This is a genomic window from Micromonospora taraxaci, from assembly GCF_007830095.1.
In the GTDB taxonomy this organism is placed as follows: Bacteria; Actinomycetota; Actinomycetes; order Mycobacteriales; family Micromonosporaceae; genus Micromonospora; species Micromonospora taraxaci.
In genome coordinates, this window is record NZ_VIWZ01000001.1 from 673804 (window position 1) to 691388 (window position 17585).

Below are 17585 nucleotides of genomic sequence, written 5' to 3' on the forward strand. Positions count from 1 at the left end.
ACAACCTGTGGACAACCTTCCTCGGGGCCGGGCGCGGCGTTTGTCGCGACCCCTGGCCGCCCCTCCGAGCCCCCTCGGAGCGCTTCCACAGCGCCTTCGGAGGCCGGATCGGGCTCCTGTCACGCCAGTCGGATTTCGCTCTGCGCGTAGCGACAGGACTACCGGAACACCTCCTGAGCGCGGACGGTTGTCCAAAACGACGTGGAACCGACCCAGAGCAGAGACACACGACCTCAGCTGAGTCGGTCGGCGACGATAGAGTAAGGAGGCACGGACGCCCGTCCCGGACGTTCGTGCACCGGCCCCGCCAAGATCTTGACCATCAAGGCGCACGGCACGTGAGGAGCACGAGGGCATGTTCGAGCGGTTCACCGACCGAGCGCGACGGGTTGTCGTCCTGGCCCAAGAAGAGGCCCGGATGCTCAACCACAACTACATCGGTACGGAACACATCCTGCTGGGCCTGATCCACGAAGGTGAAGGCGTCGCGGCAAAGGCCCTGGAGAGCCTCGGCATCTCCCTGGAGGGCGTCCGCCAGCAGGTCGAGGAGATCATCGGCCAGGGCCAGCAGGCGCCGAGCGGGCACATCCCGTTCACGCCGCGGGCCAAGAAGGTGCTGGAGCTGTCGCTGCGCGAGGCGCTGCAGCTCGGCCACAACTACATCGGCACCGAGCACATCCTGCTCGGGCTGATCCGTGAGGGCGAGGGCGTCGCCGCCCAGGTGCTGGTCAAGCTCGGCGCCGACCTCAACCGGGTCCGCCAGCAGGTGATCCAGCTGCTCTCCGGCTACCAGGGCAAGGAGCCTGCTGCCGCGGGTGCCGCGCCGGGTGAGGCCGCGCCGTCGACCAGCCTGGTGCTGGACCAGTTCGGCCGCAACCTGACCCAGGCCGCCCGCGAGGGCAAGCTCGACCCGGTCATCGGGCGCGAGAAGGAAATCGAGCGGGTCATGCAGGTGCTCTCCCGCCGTACCAAGAACAACCCGGTCCTGATCGGTGAGCCCGGCGTCGGTAAGACGGCAGTGGTGGAGGGGCTGTCCCAGAAGATCATCAAGGGCGAGGTGCCCGAGACTCTGAAGGACAAGCAGCTCTACACGCTCGACCTGGGTGCGCTGGTCGCCGGCTCCCGCTACCGCGGTGACTTCGAGGAGCGCCTCAAGAAGGTGCTCAAGGAGATCCGCACCCGCGGCGACATCATCCTGTTCATCGACGAGATCCACACCCTGGTGGGTGCGGGTGCCGCCGAGGGCGCGATCGACGCCGCCAGCATCCTCAAGCCGATGCTGGCTCGTGGTGAGCTGCAGACCATCGGTGCCACCACCCTCGACGAATACCGCAAGCACCTGGAGAAGGACGCCGCTCTCGAGCGCCGCTTCCAGCCGATCCAGGTGGGTGAGCCCTCGCTGGCGCACACCATCGAGATCCTCAAGGGCCTGCGCGACCGCTACGAGGCGCACCACCGCGTCTCGATCACGGACGCAGCCCTGGTGGCTGCCGCAACTCTGGCCGACCGGTACATCTCCGACCGCTTCCTGCCGGACAAGGCGATCGACCTGATCGACGAGGCCGGCGCCCGGATGCGGATCCGTCGGATGACCGCGCCGCCAGACCTGCGTGACTTCGACGAGCGCATCGCCCAGGTGCGTCGCGACAAGGAGTCCGCGATCGACGCTCAGGACTTCGAGCGCGCCGCCCAGCTGCGTGACAAGGAGAAGCAGCTCCTCGGTCAGAAGGCTCAGCGGGAGAAGGAGTGGAAGGCCGGTGACCTGGACGTCGTCAGCGAGGTCGACGACGAGCAGATCGCCGAGGTGCTCGGCAACTGGACCGGCATCCCGGTCTACAAGCTGACCGAGGAGGAGACCTCGCGCCTGCTGCGCATGGAGGACGAGCTGCACAAGCGCGTCATCGGCCAGGAGGACGCGGTCAAGGCGGTCTCGAAGGCGATCCGGCGTACCCGGGCCGGCCTGAAGGACCCGAAGCGCCCGTCGGGCTCGTTCATCTTCGCCGGCCCGTCCGGTGTCGGTAAGACCGAGCTGTCCAAGGCGCTCGCCGAGTTCCTCTTCGGCAGCGAGGATGCCCTCATCCAGCTGGACATGTCCGAGTTCCACGACCGCTACACGGTCTCCCGGCTCGTGGGTGCCCCTCCCGGCTACGTCGGCTACGACGAGGGCGGGCAGCTGACCGAGAAGGTGCGGCGTCGGCCGTTCTCGGTGGTCCTCTTCGACGAGATCGAGAAGGCCCACCCGGACGTGTTCAACACGCTCCTGCAGATCCTCGAAGACGGTCGGCTCACCGACGGTCAGGGTCGGATCGTGGACTTCAAGAACACGGTCATCATCCTGACCACCAACCTGGGCACCCGTGACGTCGCCAAGGCGGTGTCGCTGGGCTTCCAGGCCTCGGAGGACTCCGAGTCGAACTACGACCGGATGAAGCAGAAGGTCAACGACGAGCTCAAGCAGCACTTCCGGCCTGAGTTCCTCAACCGGATCGACGACACCATCGTCTTCCACCAGCTGCGCCAGACCGAGATCCTCTCGATCGTGGACATCATGATCCAGCGGATCGAGGGCCAGCTGCGCAACAAGGACATGGGTCTGGAGCTGACCGACAACGCCAAGAAGTACCTGGCGGCGAAGGGCTTCGACCCGGTGCTCGGTGCCCGTCCGCTTCGTCGCACGATCCAGCGCGACATCGAGGACAACCTCTCCGAGCGGATCCTGTTCAACGAGCTGACCCCGGGTCAGATCGTCGTGGTGGACTGCGAGGGCGACCCGAACGACATCGACAAGTCCAAGCTCGTCTTCCGGGGTGCGGAGAAGCCGGTCGAGGTTCCGGACGCTGTTCCGGCCGACCTCGGTGGCACCGCCGCCGGCACCGCAGCAGCGGGCGCCGACGAGTAGCACGACCAGCAGCAAGGGGCGGGGCCCCGGTGGCATGAGCCACCGGGGCCCCGCCTTTTTCGCTGTTCGCGCAGCTCACGCCCGCCCCGTCCCCTCGGCCCGCCCGCCCTCCGCGCTCGCCTCGGCTCGCTCGGTCTGGCCCGACCGCCCCGAACCGCCGGGCACACTGTGGCCTGCTGCGCCGCCCTGCCGCGCCCGCAAGATCTCCGCAACATTAGGGATAGTGCTGGCTCACGGCGTCCGGAGGCAGCAACTTCCCTGATGTTGCGGGCGGAGTGGTGGCGATGGAGGGGCGGGGGGCGAGGTCGCGGGTGGCTTTGGTGTCCTGTGGACGCTTGCGACCGCAAGATCACGCAACAACCTGGATGTAGTGGCCTTCGGCGCGGGCGAGACCACTACATCCAGGATCGAGCACGATCTTGGGCCCGGCGCCGCGCCGCGCAGGGCTGCGCAGAGCCGGGCCCGGCAGGTGGCAGGGGTGGCGGGCCAGCCTGGGCGGCGCGGGGTGCGGCGTCTCAGGTGGTGAGGTCGGCGGTGGGGTGGGACGGACCGTCGCCGACGAGGCGGAAGCTGTCGCTGCCTGCTGCTTCGACGAGTCCGTCCTGAACCAGGCCGGCGAGGGCGCGGGCGCGCTGGACATCGTCGGTCCAGACCTGGTCCAACCGTTGGTGCGGGACGGGCCCGGTGGACTCCCGCAGCACCCCCAGGAGCAGGCCACGTACCTGTCGGTCGGTGCCCGCGTACCGCTGGGGTCGGCGGGTTGGCCCGGCCGGTGCCTCCTGGCCGGAGGCCCGCCACGCGCAGATCGATTCGACCGGGCAGGCCGTGCAGCGCGGTGACCGGGCCGTGCAGATGACCGCGCCCAGCTCCATGAAAGCGGCGCTGGCGAGTGCCGCCGCGGCCGGTTCCTCCGGTAGGAGTTCTTCGGTGGCGACCAGGTCGGCGGGTCGGGTGACGGGTCCGGCGTCCGGCTCGCCGGCCACCGCTCGGCTGACCACACGGCGCACGTTGGTGTCGACCACCGGGTGCCGCTGCCCGTACGCGAATGCGGCCACCGCCCGCGCCGTGTACGTGCCGATGCCGGGCAGTGCCAGCAGTTGCTCCAACCGGTCCGGTACCTGGCCGCCGTGCCGGTCCACGATGGCGACGGCGCAGTCCCGCAGCCGGACCGCCCGACGGGGGTAGCCGAGGCGTCCCCACATCCGGATCGCCTCGGCCTGGGTGTCGGCCGCCAGCGCTGCCGGGTCCGGCCAGCGGGCCAGCCACGCCTGCCAGGCTGGTACGACTCGGACGACGGGCGTCTGCTGGAGCATGACCTCGCTGACCAGGATGGCCCACGGGGTGACGTCGGGTTCACGCCACGGCAGCTTGCGGGCGTGCTGCTGGAACCATCGGCTGACCACTGTGGCGAAATCGGGTTGAGTCATGGCGTCGTCGATGATGTCACGCTCCGCGATCCCGCTGGATGGGCGGCTCGGGCGGGGTGCCACGACGGCGCTCGTCGGATCGGAGAGAATGCGCGGATGAACGAGCTCGCGATCACCGTCATCGGTCGGGACCGGCCGGGCATCGTGGCCGACGTCGCCGAGGTGCTGGCCGGACTGGGCGCCAACCTCACCGACAGCACGATGACGCGGCTGCGGGGGCATTTCGCGATGACCCTCATCTGCACCGGGCCGGGCGCGGACGAGGTCGAGGTCGCGTTGGCGCCGCTGGCCGCCGAGGGTCAGCTGTTGGCGACGGTACGCGCGGTCACGCCGGACGGCGACGTGCCTCCGGCGGGTGAGCCGTACGTGATGGCGGTGCACGGTTCGGACCGGATGGGCATCGTCGCGGCGATGACGCGGGTGCTCGTCGACGCCGGTGGAAACGTCACGGACCTGAGTACGCGGTTGGCTGGTTCGCTCTACGTGGTGCTGGCCGAGGTGGAGTTGCCGGCCGGTGTGGCCGACACGCTCGTCGACCGGCTGCACCGGACGGCTGGTGAGTTGGGCGTGGAGGTCACGCTCCGGCCGGCGGACCCGGATCTGTTGTGACCGGCGGCGAGAGCGTCCCGGATGACGGTCTGGGCGGGTGGACACCCGAGTCGTTGGTCGTGCCGGGTGAGGTGCGGCCGGTGGTGTCGGCCCCACACCCGGTGCTGAGTCGGGCCGCCGAGGAGGTCGATCCGACAGCGAAGGAGACGGTTCAGCTCGCGGCCGACCTGGTGGCGACGATGCGGGTGTCGCCGGGCTGCGTCGGGTTGGCCGCTCCGCAGATCGGTGTGGGTGCTCGCGTGTTCGCTGTCGACGTGACGGGGCACCCGAAGGCGGTCACGGTGCATGGCACGTTCGTGCTCTGCAATGCCCGCGTGGTCGAGGCGACTCGTTGGAAGCCGGGCCGGGAGGGATGCATGTCGGTGCCGGACCTGACCGGGGACGTGAAGCGGGCCAGTCGGCTGGTGGTGGAGGGCGATCTACCGGGCACGGGTGAGCAGGTCCGGTTGGTGACCGACGGGTTCGAGGCCCGGGCGTTGCAGCACGAGATCGACCACTGTGCGGGCCTGCTCTTCCTTGATCGGGTTGCGGGTGCGCACGCCGTCTACCAGCGGAAGGTCTACCTCTGATCGGCTGCCGGACGGTCCGCCCATCCGTCCTCAGTGGAGGTTCGTACGTGCGCTCGGGGGCGGCTCCGGCGCGTCGCACAGTGCTGGTGGGTGGAGCGCGACTACGGTGGGGGGCATCATGCGTCTGACGGTCGGCCCCCTGCCACCCGCCGTGTACTGGCGGCGTCGCGTCGTCGTACTCGGAGCGGGGCTTCTCTTCCTGATTGTCCTGCTTTATTCGTGCACCCAGTCGGGTCGTTCCGGCGGTCAGGATCCGAAGGCGGGGGGTTCGCCGTCGGCGACGTCCTCCGCGACGTCTGATCCCAACGGGCCGGTGTTGACACCGCAGACCGGGGCTCCGTCGCCGTCCACATCCGCTGATTCGGGTCCGACGAGCCCGAGCCCGGCGATCACCAGCAACGACCCTGCGCTGGGCGCGGCGGCCGGCTCGGAAGACGACGGCACCTGCACCAACGACGAGATCAGCGTCGTCTCGGTGGCGAGCCCGACCTCCGTCCAGCGGGGGGCGCTGGTCGACCTGCAACTCAAGATCAAGAACACGTCGGACCGGACGTGCAGCCGGAACGTCGGTGCCGAGGCGCAGGAGATCTTCGTCAAGTCCGGTGCGGAGAAGATCTGGTCGTCGGACACCTGCGGCAAGGCGCAGGGTGCGGACGTGCAGTCCTTCACACCGAACTTCGAGCGCTCCTACCAGGTGGCCTGGAACGGCCGGGACACCAGCCGGTGCGACGGCAGCGGGCTGGCAGCCGGGCCGTTCCCGCCCGCCGGGTCGTACCAGGTGTTCGCCCGGGTGGGCACGAAACTCAGCTCACCCGCGAAGCTCACCGTCACCGGCTGACCCGGGTCAGACGCAGCGTCGCCGGGCCACAGGTGGCGTTACCGGGTCAGACGTAGCGTTCCAGGATGGATGCCTCGGCGAGCCGCGACAGCCCCTCACGGACGCCTCGGGCCCGGGCGTCGCCAACCCCCTCGACGGCCTGCAGGTCCTCCACCGTCGCGCCCAGGAGCCGCTGGAGGCTGCCAAAGTGCACCACCAGGCGGTCGACCACCGCCACCGGCAGTCGGGGCACCTTGGCCAGCAGTCGGAAGCCGCGCGGGCTGACCGCTGCGTCGAGCGCGTCGGAGGCGGCCGGGTAGCCGATCGCCTTCGCCACCGACACCAGGTCGATCAACTCGGTGGCGCCGAGCAGGTCCAGCTCGACCAGTGCCTCGTCCAGCGTGCGCGACTTGCGGCCGACCGGGAGGTAGTCCCGGATGACAAGCGTCCGGTCGGCGTCCACGCCGGCCATCAGCTCGTCGAGTTGGAGGGCGAGTAGACGGCCGTCGGTGCCCAGCTCGACCACGTAACCGGCGATCTCGTCGGCGATCCGGCGAACCATCTCCAGGCGCTGCACCACGGCCACGGCGTCCCGGACGGTGACCAGATCCTCGATCTCCAGTGCGGAGAGCGTGCCGGAGACCTCGTCCAGGCGGAGCTTGTAACGCTCCAGGGTGGCGAGCGCCTGGTTGGCGCGGGAGAGGATGGCCGCCGAGTCGTCCAGCACATGCCGCTGGCCGTTGACGTAGAGGCTGATGATCCGCATGGACTGGCTGACCGAGATGACCGGGTAACCGGTCTGCCGGGCCACCCGCTCAGCGGTGCGGTGCCGGGTGCCGGACTCTTCCGTCGGGATGGACGGGTCGGGCATCAGGTGGACGGCTGCCCGGACGATCCGGGTGCCGTCGCTGGAGAGCACGACGGCGCCGTCCATCTTGCACAGCTCGCGGACCCGGGTCGCGGAGAACTCCACGTCCAGCGGGAAGCCGCCGGTGCACAGACCCTCGACGACCTTGTCGTAGCCGAGCACGATCAGCGCACCGGTGCGACCCCGCAGGATGCGCTCCAAACCGTCGCGCAACGCCGTGCCCGGGGCCATCAGGGCAAGGTTGGCCCGCAACGGGTCCCCAGCACTCCCGGCGGCGCCTGCGGTCACGCTCACGCTGATCGGGCGGGCGGGCGAGCCCACGGCGCCGGTGCGGGCCTGGGGCGGCGCGCCGGCTGGCTTGGTGGTATCGCGGTCGATCGGCACGGGCACAGTCTACGGACTGCCGTGCGGTGGGTGCTGTCGTGGTTACTGTGATGTGTCACGATGCGGCCCTTCCAACCGGTTTCCCTCTTGCGACGTGCTGTCCGGTATGGCCGCCCGCGTCGGCACGGTGGGTCACTCGGCGGACGCGCGGGCCGCATGTTGCAGCGCCGAACGGACATCCGTGACCTCGGTCACCTGCATCTGCTCGGGGCCGGCGCCGGTGCTGGCCGGGCCGCAACCGGGCGGAACCAGGGCCACCTTGAACCCCAGCCGGGCCGCCTCGGCCAGCCGCCGCGGCACCGCCCCGACCCGGCGCACCTCACCGGTCAACCCCACCTCACCGATCGCCACCAGGTGTGGAGCGATCGCCAGGTTGAGCCCGCCGGAGGCGACCGCCAACGCGACAGCCAGGTCGGCGGCCGGCTCCACCACCCGGATGCCGCCCACCGTGGCGGCGAAGACCTCTCGGTCGTGCAGCGTCAGCCGCTCGGTGCGCCGTTGCAGCACCGCGAGCACCATCGCCAGTCGTGCCGAGTCGAGGCCGGAGACGGTGCGTCGGGGTGACCCGGCCACCGTTGCGCCGATCAGGGCCTGCACCTCGGTGACCAGCGCTCGTCGCCCCTCCATGGCCACTGTCACGCAGGTGCCCGGGACCGGCTCCGCGTAGCGGGTCAGGAACAACCCGGACGGGTCGGCCAGACTGCTGATGCCGCCCTCGTGCATCTCGAAGCAACCGACCTCGTCGGCCGCGCCGAACCGGTTCTTCACGCCGCGCACCAGGCGCAGCGAGGAGTGCTTGTCGCCCTCGAAGTGCAGCACCACGTCGACCAGGTGCTCCAGCACCCGGGGCCCGGCCACCTGGCCATCCTTGGTGACGTGCCCGACCAGCACGGTGGCGATGCCCCGCTCCTTGGCGACCGAGACCAGCGCGGCGGTGACCGCGCGGACCTGGGTCACCCCGCCGGGCACCCCTTCGGTGCCGGTGGTCGAGATGGTCTGCACCGAGTCGAGCACCAGCAGGCCCGGCTTGACCGCGTCGAGGTGACCGAGCACCGAGGCCAGGTCGCTCTCGGCGGCGAGGTAGAGCTGGTCGTGCAGGGTGCCCATCCGCTCGGCGCGCAGGCGCACCTGGCTGACCGACTCTTCGCCGCTGACCACCAGCGAAGGGCTGCCGGAGCCGACCGCCCACTGCTGGGCAACGTCCAGCAGCAGGGTCGACTTGCCCACGCCGGGCTCACCGGCGAGCAGCACCACGGCGCCGGGGACCAGGCCGCCGCCGAGCACCCGGTCCAGTTCGCTCACCCCGGTGGGGCGGGCGCGGGCCGGAGCGGCGCTGATGGTCGCGATCGGCCGGGCCGGCTCGGACGGCATCCGGGAACTGACCACCCGGCCGGAGACGGTCGGGCCGGTGATCGTGCTCTCGACCACCGAACCCCACTCGCCGCACTCCGGGCAACGCCCCACCCACTTGGGCGGCTGGTGGCCGCAGGCGTCGCACTCGTAGGCCGGGCGCGGCTCGCGGGCGCTGGACCGGCCACGGGCGGCACCGGCCGCGCCGCCACGCGGAGGGGTTGATCGGGAGGTGGTCACATCAGGACGCTAGCCCTCGCGTACGACGAAAACACCCCGGCGTGGTGGTCACCACGCCGGGGTGTTCGTCGATGTGACGGTCGGGTCACTCGTGGGTCGTGCCGCCCTCGTTGCCCTCGTAGCCGCCCTCGCGCTCGATGATCGGCGAGGGGGGTGCGGCCGGGGTGAGCGGCACCGCGATCGGTGCCTGCCCGGTGACCGTGTTGCCGTTACCGAAGTCGAAGGTCACGACGACGTTCTGGCCGGAGCGCAGCGCCTCGGTCAGGCCGATCAGCCGGAGCTGCGTGGTCGCCTCGGAGTTGAACTGGACGTAGCTCAGCGGCGCCAGCTCGATCCGGGCCGGCTGACCCGGCGCGGACGGGCTGGCCGAACCCGACGCCCGCGCGGACTCCGGGGCGGACGGGGTGGCTGAGGACGAGCCGGTCTCGGAGGGCGTCGCCGACGGGCTGGCCGAGCGGGACGTCGGAGACGACGGGGTGGCCGAACCGGACGGGGACGGGCTCATCGAGGCGGACTCCGAGGTCGACGGCGACGGGCTCGCCGAGCCGCCGCTGATCACCACCTCGCGTGCGCTCTCGGTGGTGACGGTGACAGTCACCGTCTCCTTCGAGTCGTTGTAGATCACGGCACCGAGCGTCGCGTCCTGGCCGGCCCGGTAGCCCTCGGCGCCCGGGTAGTCCACCAGCAGCCCGCGTACCGAGAAGGAGCCGTTGTTGGTGGTGAGGCTGACGCCCTGGACCGACGGCTCCTTCAACGCGGTCTCGGCGATCTGACCGGTGCCGCATCCGGACGCCAGCAGGCTGGCCGCCGCAATCCCGGACAGCAACAGGGCCGCCCGCCGGGATCCCCTGATCGAGCGCGTCACGTCGGTCCTCCTCGTCACAATCCCCACCCGGCCGCACGCCGGGCACGGTGGCCATACCCGCGCAGACCGCGCTCCAGGGTAGTTGGAGCTGATCGAGGCCCGCACGCGGACCCGGCATTGCCACCTGCTCGGGTGCCCCTCACACCACCCGACCGCTCGCCACCAGCAGCACCACGTCGATCAGGGCCACCAACAGCATCGCTCGGAAGGCCGACACCGGTCGCCGGCCGGCCCGGACCGCCGAGCGGCCGGCGTACCAGCTCAGTGGTGGCACCACAGCGGCCGTGCCGACCGCCGCCAGGCCGATCGCCGACGGCGGCCCGGGTGGTCCGAGGACCAGCGCCGCGGTCGCCGCGAGGAGCAGCCCGGCCGCCGCGGTCCGGCTGCCGGCGGCGCCCAACCGGTGGGGCAGGCCGCGCACCCCGGTCCGAGCGTCGTCGGCCAGGTCGGGGAGCACGTTGGCGAAGTGCGCGCCGGCACCCAGGCACGCCGCCGCGACCACCAGCCAGGCGGGCGGGGTCGGCTGGCCGGGCAGCGCCAGCACCACGAAGGCGGGCAGCGCGCCGAAGGAGACGGCGTAGGGCAGCACCGAGAACACCGTCGCCTTCAGCGGCCAGTCGTAGAGCAGCGCGGAGACCAGGGCGACGGTGAGCCAGAACGCCGCCGTCGGGTTCGTGGTCAGCGCGAGCAACGGGCAGGCCACCGCGGCCACCGCGGCGGCCCAGGCCGTGGTGCGCCGGCCGACCGCGCCGGCGGCCACCGGTTTGTCGGTACGCCCCACAGTGGCGTCCCGCTCGGCGTCCAGCGCGTCGTTGGTCCAGCCGACAGCGAGCTGGCTGGCCAGCACGGCGAGCACGACGGAGACGATTCCGGCCGGCCGGTGACCCACCCCCCACGCCAGCAGACCGGAGACCGCGGTCACGGCTGCGGCCGGTTCCGGATGGCTCGCTCTGACCAGCCCTAACACCCTCGACGACATAAGGGAAGTCTGGTCGTTACCGAGCAGTCGTGCCACGCTCGGTTCCATGCGAGACGTGGCTGCGGCTGCGGCGTCCACCGATCCCAGGGTGCTGCCGCGCAACGATCCGCGCCAGTACGACGACCTGGCCGGTGAGTGGTGGCGGCCCGACGGTGCGTTCGCGATGCTGCACTGGCTGGCCGAGGCCCGCGCGGCACTGGTGCCGCCGGCCACCCGTCCGGGCGCTGTGCTGGTGGATCTGGGTTGCGGTGCGGGTCTGCTCGCGCCGCACCTGACCGGCAAGGGCTACCACCACATCGGAGTCGACCTGACTCGTTCGGCGTTGGTCCAGGCAGCCGAGCACGGGGTACGGGTGGTCCAGGGCGACGCCACCGCGGTCCCGCTGCCGAGCGGTTGCGCCGACGTGGTCTCCGCGGGTGAGTTGCTGGAGCATGTGCCGGCGTGGCCGCGCGCGGTGGCCGAGGCGTGCCGGTTGCTGCGTCCGGGCGGCCTGCTGGTGCTGGACACCCTGAACGACACGGCGTTGGCCCGGCTCGTCGCGGTGCGGATCGCCGAGCGACTGCCGACGGTGCCGCGCGGCATCCACGACCCTCGGTTGTTCGTGGACGCTCAGGCTCTGGTGGCCGAGTGTGCCCGGCACGGTGTCGACCTGCGGCTCCGGGGCATCCGTCCGCAGGTCGGGGGCCTGCTCGCCTGGCTGCTGCGCCGCGCCCGCGCTACCGGTGCGGCGCCCGCCGGCCGACCGCCGCGCATCGTGCCGACCCGGTCCACCGCCGTTCTCTACCAGGGCCGGGGGGTCCGCAAAGGATAGTCGGGCCGTGGCGGGGTATGGGACGCCGAGGAGGAGACGATATGACGGTTCAGGCGCTTGAGGCAGCCCGCCGGTTGGCGCCGCGGTTCGCCGCGCGGGCGGCGGAGCACGACCGGGACGGTTCCTTCCCCACCGAGGACTTCCGTGATCTGCGGGAGTCTGGGCTCTTCGGGTTGATGGTGCCCCAGGCGTTGGGCGGTCTGGGGGCGAGCTTCGCCGAGTACGCGGCGGTGGCCACCGAGCTTGCCCGGGGCAACGGCGCGACCGCGTTGGTGTTCAACATGCACGCCTCGGTGACCGGTGCCCTGGGGGCGGTGACCGAGGAGTTGGCCGAGGCGCTCGGTGTGCCGGACGAGGCGTTGGCCGCCCGGGACCGGCTGTTGACCGCCGCGGCGGAGGGTTCCTGGTACGCGGTGGCGATGAGCGAGCGTGGCGCGGGCGCCCGGTTGTCCCAGCTCACCACTGCCTACGAGGCGACCGACGGAGGTTGGCACCTCAAGGGCAGCAAGACCTTCTGTTCCGGGGCCGGGCATGCCGACGGCTACCTGGTGGCGGCGCGCAGCGCGGCCGACCAGTCGGTGGTGTCGCAGTTTTTGGTGCCGGCCGGTGACGGGCTGACCGTGGAGCCGACCTGGGACTCGCTGGGCATGCGCGCGACCTCGTCGCACGACTTGCACCTGGACGTCACGGTGCCGAGCGACCGGTTGCTCGGCGGTGTCGAAGGGCTGGCGTTGGTGGTCGCCCAGTTGATGCCGCACTGGTTGGTGGCCAGTTACGCGGCCGTCTACGTGGGGGTGGCCCGGGCGGCCATCGACGCGGCGGCCGAGCATCTCAACGCTCGCAACCTGGGTGGTCTGCCGGCGGTGCGGGCGCGACTGGGTCGGGCGGACGCGGCGACGGCAGCCGCCCAGTTGGTGGTCGCCGAGGCGGCCCGCCGGGTGGACGAGGCGCCGGGCGACGAGGAGACCAACCGCTGGGTGTGGCGCGCGAAGCTGCTCGCCGGCACCACGGCCGCCGAGGTGGCGGCGTCGGTGTTGGAGGCGGCGGGCACCTCGGCGACCCGCCGTGGCCATCCGTTGGAGCGGCTCTACCGGGACGCACGGTGCGGCTCACTGCACCCGGCCACGTCGGACGTCTGCGCCGACTGGTTGGGCATCGCCGCGTTGGGCGGCGACCCGGATCGCGACGGATCGGCACCACGTTGGTGAGCCGGCCGGGTGTGACCCGTGCGGAGGAGGAAAGGCCAGTCGAGGTGGCTGGTGGGACGACCAGGGGGAGGACAGCATCTGACGAGAGGTGGGGATCGTGTCCGTACCAGTGATCGCGGGGCTCGGGACTGCACAGCCGCCGTCCGCTCTCCAAGACGAGTTGTGGGAGGGCTTCTTCTCCCGGCACTTCTCCGGCACCACCCGGTCGTTGGCCCAGCGCATCTTCGCGAACTCCGGGGTGACCCGGCGGCAGGCCGCCGTCAACCCGCTGCTGGAGGACGTGTCGGACTGGCCGACCGAACGCCGGATGCGTCGCTACCAGGTCGAGGCCCTTCCGCTCGGCAAGGAGGCGGTGGGCCGTGCGTTGACCGCGGCCGGGCTGGGTGCCGGTGACATCGGCCTGTTCATCGTGTGTTCCTGCACGGGGTACGCCACCCCCGGGCTGGACATCCTGCTCGCCAGGGACCTCGGCATGGCGGCGGACACCCAGCGGATGTTCGTTGGCCACATGGGCTGTTACGCGGCGCTGCCCGGGCTCGGCGCGGCGAGTGACTTCGTCACCGCGCGGGGGCGGCCGGCGCTGCTGCTCTGCGCGGAGCTGACCAGCCTGCACATCCAACCGTCCAGCGCCAGGGTGGACACCCAGCAGATCGTCTCGCACGCGCTCTTCTCGGACGCCGCGGTCGCCGCCGTGGTCACGCCGGGCGGCCCCGGGTACGCGTTGCGCGAGGTCACGTCCGTCACCGACACCTCGACGGCCGACCACATGACCTGGGATGTCACCGACGCGGGTTTCCGGATGGGGTTGTCACCGAAGGTGCCGCAGGTGTTGTCGAGGCACGTCCGCAAGCTGGTCGACGACCTGTTGGCGCGGCACGGTGTCACCGGCTCCGAGGTGGACGGTTGGGCGGTGCACCCGGGAGGGCCGCGGATCCTCAACGTGGTCGAGCGCGAGTTGGCGTTGCCTCCGGAAGGGCTGGCGGCGTCCCGGGCGACGCTGGACGAGCACGGCAACTGCTCGTCGCCGACGGTGCTGCTGATCCTGGACCGGCTGAGCCGTACGACGCCCGCCGCTCGACGTGTCGTCATGCTGGCCTTCGGCCCCGGCCTCACCCTGTACGCCGCCCTCCTCGATCGACAGGACTGAACGTCTCTGCGTCCCGCCCGGTAGGCTCGGTGAATGCGGGCGACGACGGACGATCGGCTGCGCTCGGCGGTGCTGTGGGGTGCGGCGGTGGCCGTGCTGGCCGCCGGTGGCGGGTGGTGGCATGCCGCCGCGCCCGCCCCGACGGCCGGCCCTTCAACGGCCGCGCCGAGTGAGCCCGTGCCGTTGGATCGCCCCCTGGTCACCTCGGTCGAGCCCGGTGAGCGGTTCACCATCCGGTTCGACGAGTCGGGTGAGATTGTCAGCGGGCCGCAAGGCTTCTGGGCGGAGATCGACTCGGAGACGGGCGAGGTCACCGGTGTGCGGGGAGATCCCGGCCGGATCTTCTTCCGGGACGGCCTGCCCGCGTTCCGGGAGACGGTCTGGCGAGAGCGGGCGGCGCTCGCCCCGGGGGAGCGCATGGTCCGGCAGTCGGCTGAGGGCGCCGCCCGTCTCCTGTTGCAGTACCGGTGCACCAGGCCGGGCAGCCTGACGGTGACGGTCGTCGGGGCCGGTCTGGCCGGGCCGTCGGAGATCGACTGCGACGGCACCGTCGCCAATGCCCGGGTGCTGTCGCACGGCCGGCCGTTCCGGGTGGCGCTGTCGGCGACGGGGGAGCGGGAGGTCGACGTCGAGGCCCAGCTCGTCGAGCTACCCCGCTAGGGCGCTCAGGTCACCTCGGTATGCGTCGACCGGCCCCAGGTCGGGCAGCACCCGGGTCACCGTGCCGGTGCGGTCGACCAGCAGAGCGGTCGCGACACCGGGACGGGCGGGCTGACCGAGGAACGAGCGCAGCCCTCCGGCGGGGTCGGCCAGCGCTCGGGCCTGCCGCTGGTCGGGCGGTGGGCTGGGGACCGTCCGGCCGCCGGTGACCGTCACCACGGAGACCCCGGCGGGCGCGGCGGCCAGGGCATCGCCGACGCGGTCGGGGCAGGGGCAGCCGTCCAGAAGGATGATCATGGCGGGGAGCAGGCCGCGCAGCGGTACGGGTGCCTGACCCGTGTCGACCAGGTCGAGTGCGGGCAGGGCCCGTCCGGCGAGGGTCGCGGGCGGTGAGTAGGGCGCCGGGGTCGGACGGTCGGTGCGGCCCGCTCGCGGCCAGGTGACCACGAGCAGGCCGGCAAGCGTGGTGAGGACCGCGACCAGGAGGACCAGCAGCGGCAGTCCCAGAGCCCGGTGGTCGCCGGGTAGGCCGGTGGCCCTGCGCAGTTCGCGGCGGATCTGGGCGGCCTCGGCGGCGAGCGCGGAGGCGTCGTCGGGGACCACGACCCGGCCCCACTCGGGTGGCAGGCCGGGCAGGCCGTCGGCCGGCCCGTGGCCCTCAGCATCCGGCTTGCCCATCGGACCTCCTGGAAGGGTCTCGAGAGCGGAGTGCGGCTCGGTCTCCAGGGTCGCGCACCAGGGGCTCCTCTCGCTACACCTGGGCGCAGTCCTGCCGGCCGGGCTACCATGGGAGGAGCGCATAGCCCTTGATCTCGACGTTCTGTTCACCCGTGCCGGGCAGTCATCCGCACGTTACGGAGCGTGTTCGAACCATTGGTTTGACCGCCTGTCAAGCTGAAGCAAGACCTCTCACAGGGCCCCTGAGCTGCGCCAACGGTCAGGACATCGGTGAGACATCGGTGCCTGACCGTGTTACCCTAGACACAGCGAAAGGGGTTTCGAACCTATGGTTTTCAGTGTCGGCGAGACCGTTGTCTACCCCCACCACGGGGCCGCACTCATCGAGGCAATCGAGACTCGGGTCATCAAGGGCGAGCCTAAGCAATACCTCGTCCTGAGGGTCGCGCAGGGTGACCTGACGGTCCGGGTGCCGGCTGAGAACGCCGAGATCGTGGGCGTTCGAGAGGTGGTCGGCGAAGAAGGCCTCGGTAAGGTCTTCGACGTTCTGCGGGCTCCGCACACCGAGGAGCCGACCAACTGGTCGCGGCGTTACAAGGCAAACCTGGAAAAGCTGGCCTCCGGCAACCCGCTGAAGGTCGCCGAGGTCGTGCGTGACCTGTGGCGCCGGGAGCGGGAGCGGGGCCTGTCCGCAGGCGAGAAGCGGATGCTGGCCAAGGCCCGCGACATTCTCGTCGGCGAGGTCGCGCTGGCGGAGAAGAGCACCAAGGACGAGGCGGAGACGCTGCTCGACAAGGTCCTCACCGAGGCCTAGTCCGCACAGCATCGTCGTCCCACTTCGTAGTGAAGAAACCACCGAGGACCGCGACGTGACCGCGCAGCTCAATCCGCGCGGTGACGTCGCGGTCCTCGTGCCTGCGGCGGGTGCCGGTGTACGTCTGGGTCCGGGCCGACCCAAGGCGCTGCGGCTGCTCGCCGGAGAGCCGCTCCTGGTGCACGCCGTGCGTCGGCTGGCCGCCGCACCGTCGGTGCACACGATCGTGGTGGCCGCGCCGGTCGCCGAGGTGACGGCCGTCCGTGAACTGCTGACCCCGGTCGCGCCGGTGATCGTCGTCCCCGGCGGTGCGGAACGGCAGGCGTCGGTCGCCGCCGCGCTGGCCGCGGTGCCCGCCGGCCCGTCGATCATCCTGGTGCACGACGCCGCTCGGGCACTGACCCCGTCCGAGCTGGTCGAATCGGTCGCGGCGGCGGTCCGTGACGGGCGGGACGCGGTGATCCCGGTCCTACCGGTCGTGGACACGATCAAGGAGGTCGGTGCCGGCGAGGTCGTGCTCGGCACCGTCGACCGTTCCGCCCTGCGCGCGGTGCAGACGCCGCAGGGTTTCCGCCGTGCCGTGCTCAGCGCCGCGCACGCCGCAGCCGGTGATCCCCTCACCGACGACGCTGGGCTGGTCGAGAAGCAGGGCGTCGCGGTGAGCTGCGTGCCGGGCTCGGAATACGCACTGAAAATCACCCGACCGTTCGACCTGGCTCTGGCGGAGCATCTGCTCGCCACCGGTGGTTGACGCGTACGCTCTGATCATGATCGTCCCCAGGGTGGCCATCGGCACCGACGTGCACGCGTTCGAGCCCGGTCGACCCTGCTGGGTGGCCGGGCTGTTCTGGCCCGACCAGGACGGCCTCGCCGGGCACTCGGACGCCGACGTCGTCGCACACGCGGCCTGCAACGCGCTGCTCTCCGCCGCCGGCCTCGGTGATCTCGGTGCCGTCTTCGGGGTGGGTGAGCCGGAGTGGGCCGGCGCGTCCGGCGTAGCGCTGCTGACCGAGACGGCCCGCCGGGTGCGGGCCGCCGGCCTGGAGATCGGCAACGTGTCCGTGCAGGTCGTCGGCAACCGCCCCAAGATCGGCCGACGTCGTGCGGAGGCGCAGCAGGTGCTCTCCTCCGCCGTCGGCGCCCCGGTCACGCTGTCCGGCGCGACCACCGACGGGCTCGGCTTCCCCGGGCGCGAGGAAGGGCTGGCCGGCATCGCGGTGGCCCTGGTGTACGACGCGCCGGCCGCCTAAGCTCGCCGCG

The 17585-nt window shown here is 71.5% G+C and carries 17 protein-coding genes; 11 read left to right on the forward strand and 6 right to left on the reverse strand.

Annotated elements, in window-relative coordinates; all coding sequences use genetic code 11:
* The first annotated feature begins 355 nt into the window (after positions 1-355).
* Entirely contained in the window at positions 356-2899 is a 2544-nt protein-coding gene (locus FHU34_RS03205) for an ATP-dependent Clp protease ATP-binding subunit (protein ID WP_145778617.1), read from the forward strand.
* Between the two features lie 515 nt (positions 2900-3414).
* Here FHU34_RS03205 and FHU34_RS03210 read toward each other — a convergent pair.
* The gene (locus FHU34_RS03210) at positions 3415-4326 is read right to left on the reverse strand and encodes an HhH-GPD family protein (RefSeq protein ID WP_145778618.1); all 912 of its coding nucleotides are present in this window, start codon (positions 4324-4326) and stop codon (positions 3415-3417) included.
* 96 nt (positions 4327-4422) lie between these two features.
* Between FHU34_RS03210 and FHU34_RS03215 the strand changes: the two genes are divergently transcribed.
* From FHU34_RS03215 to FHU34_RS03225, 3 genes are all read left to right on the forward strand, one after another.
* Positions 4423-4935 carry a glycine cleavage system transcriptional repressor gene (locus FHU34_RS03215; protein ID WP_145778619.1) on the forward strand — a complete coding sequence of 171 codons (513 nt, stop codon included), beginning with the start codon at positions 4423-4425 and terminating at the stop codon, positions 4933-4935.
* The gene (locus FHU34_RS03220; protein WP_145778620.1) at positions 4932-5504 is read left to right on the forward strand and encodes a peptide deformylase; all 573 of its coding nucleotides are present in this window, start codon (positions 4932-4934) and stop codon (positions 5502-5504) included. Before FHU34_RS03215 ends, FHU34_RS03220 begins: the two co-directional genes overlap by 4 nt.
* 118 nt (positions 5505-5622) lie before the next feature.
* The gene (locus FHU34_RS03225) at positions 5623-6342 is read left to right on the forward strand and encodes a hypothetical protein (RefSeq protein ID WP_145778621.1); all 720 of its coding nucleotides are present in this window, start codon (positions 5623-5625) and stop codon (positions 6340-6342) included.
* A 46-nt stretch (positions 6343-6388) separates the two neighbouring features.
* Here the strand turns inward: FHU34_RS03225 and disA are convergent, their stop codons facing one another.
* From disA to FHU34_RS03245, 4 genes are all read right to left on the reverse strand, one after another.
* Positions 6389-7573, reverse strand: a complete 1185-nt coding sequence (disA, locus tag FHU34_RS03230; protein WP_145778622.1) for a DNA integrity scanning diadenylate cyclase DisA — start codon at positions 7571-7573, stop codon at positions 6389-6391.
* Between the two features lie 132 nt (positions 7574-7705).
* Positions 7706-9163: a DNA repair protein RadA gene (gene radA, locus FHU34_RS03235; protein WP_145778623.1), complete on the reverse strand. Its 1458-nt coding sequence runs from the start codon at positions 9161-9163 to the stop codon at positions 7706-7708.
* Between the two features lie 85 nt (positions 9164-9248).
* Positions 9249-10028, reverse strand: a complete 780-nt coding sequence (locus FHU34_RS03240) for a hypothetical protein (protein WP_145778624.1) — start codon at positions 10026-10028, stop codon at positions 9249-9251.
* A 139-nt stretch (positions 10029-10167) separates the two neighbouring features.
* A complete protein-coding gene (locus FHU34_RS03245; protein ID WP_145778625.1) occupies positions 10168-11007 on the reverse strand; it encodes a UbiA family prenyltransferase in 840 nt (279 codons plus the stop codon).
* 46 nt (positions 11008-11053) lie between these two features.
* On the opposite strand from FHU34_RS03245, the gene FHU34_RS03250 reads away from it, so the two are divergent.
* The 4 genes from FHU34_RS03250 to FHU34_RS03265 all read left to right on the forward strand — a co-directional run bounded on the left by FHU34_RS03250 (position 11054) and on the right by FHU34_RS03265 (position 14833).
* Complete coding sequence (locus tag FHU34_RS03250) at positions 11054-11818, forward strand: methyltransferase domain-containing protein (RefSeq protein WP_145778626.1); 765 nt, start codon at positions 11054-11056, stop codon at positions 11816-11818.
* Between the two features lie 41 nt (positions 11819-11859).
* Positions 11860-13026, forward strand: a complete 1167-nt coding sequence (locus tag FHU34_RS03255; protein WP_145778627.1) for an acyl-CoA dehydrogenase family protein — start codon at positions 11860-11862, stop codon at positions 13024-13026.
* 97 nt (positions 13027-13123) lie between these two features.
* A complete protein-coding gene (locus FHU34_RS03260; RefSeq protein ID WP_145778628.1) occupies positions 13124-14173 on the forward strand; it encodes a type III polyketide synthase in 1050 nt (349 codons plus the stop codon).
* A gap of 33 nt (positions 14174-14206) precedes the next feature.
* Entirely contained in the window at positions 14207-14833 is a 627-nt protein-coding gene (locus FHU34_RS03265; RefSeq protein ID WP_145778629.1) for a hypothetical protein, read from the forward strand.
* Here FHU34_RS03265 and FHU34_RS03270 read toward each other — a convergent pair.
* The gene (locus tag FHU34_RS03270) at positions 14822-15511 is read right to left on the reverse strand and encodes a hypothetical protein (RefSeq protein ID WP_145778630.1); all 690 of its coding nucleotides are present in this window, start codon (positions 15509-15511) and stop codon (positions 14822-14824) included. The two genes, FHU34_RS03265 and FHU34_RS03270, sit on opposite strands and share 12 nt — an antisense overlap.
* A gap of 328 nt (positions 15512-15839) precedes the next feature.
* Here FHU34_RS03270 and FHU34_RS03275 point away from each other — a divergent pair, with 328 nt between their 5' ends.
* Genes FHU34_RS03275 through ispF form a run of 3 tightly spaced genes read left to right on the forward strand, consistent with a single transcriptional unit; the run spans position 15840 to position 17575 of the window.
* Complete coding sequence (locus FHU34_RS03275; RefSeq protein WP_007073334.1) at positions 15840-16325, forward strand: CarD family transcriptional regulator; 486 nt, start codon at positions 15840-15842, stop codon at positions 16323-16325.
* 55 nt (positions 16326-16380) lie between these two features.
* Positions 16381-17076 (forward strand): 2-C-methyl-D-erythritol 4-phosphate cytidylyltransferase, encoded by a 696-nt coding sequence (gene ispD, locus FHU34_RS03280; RefSeq protein WP_145778631.1) that lies wholly within the window; start codon positions 16381-16383, stop codon positions 17074-17076.
* Positions 17077-17089: 13 nt separating this feature from the next.
* Positions 17090-17575 carry a 2-C-methyl-D-erythritol 2,4-cyclodiphosphate synthase gene (gene ispF, locus FHU34_RS03285; protein WP_145785421.1) on the forward strand — a complete coding sequence of 162 codons (486 nt, stop codon included), beginning with the start codon at positions 17090-17092 and terminating at the stop codon, positions 17573-17575.
* Positions 17576-17585: the final 10 nt, after the last annotated feature.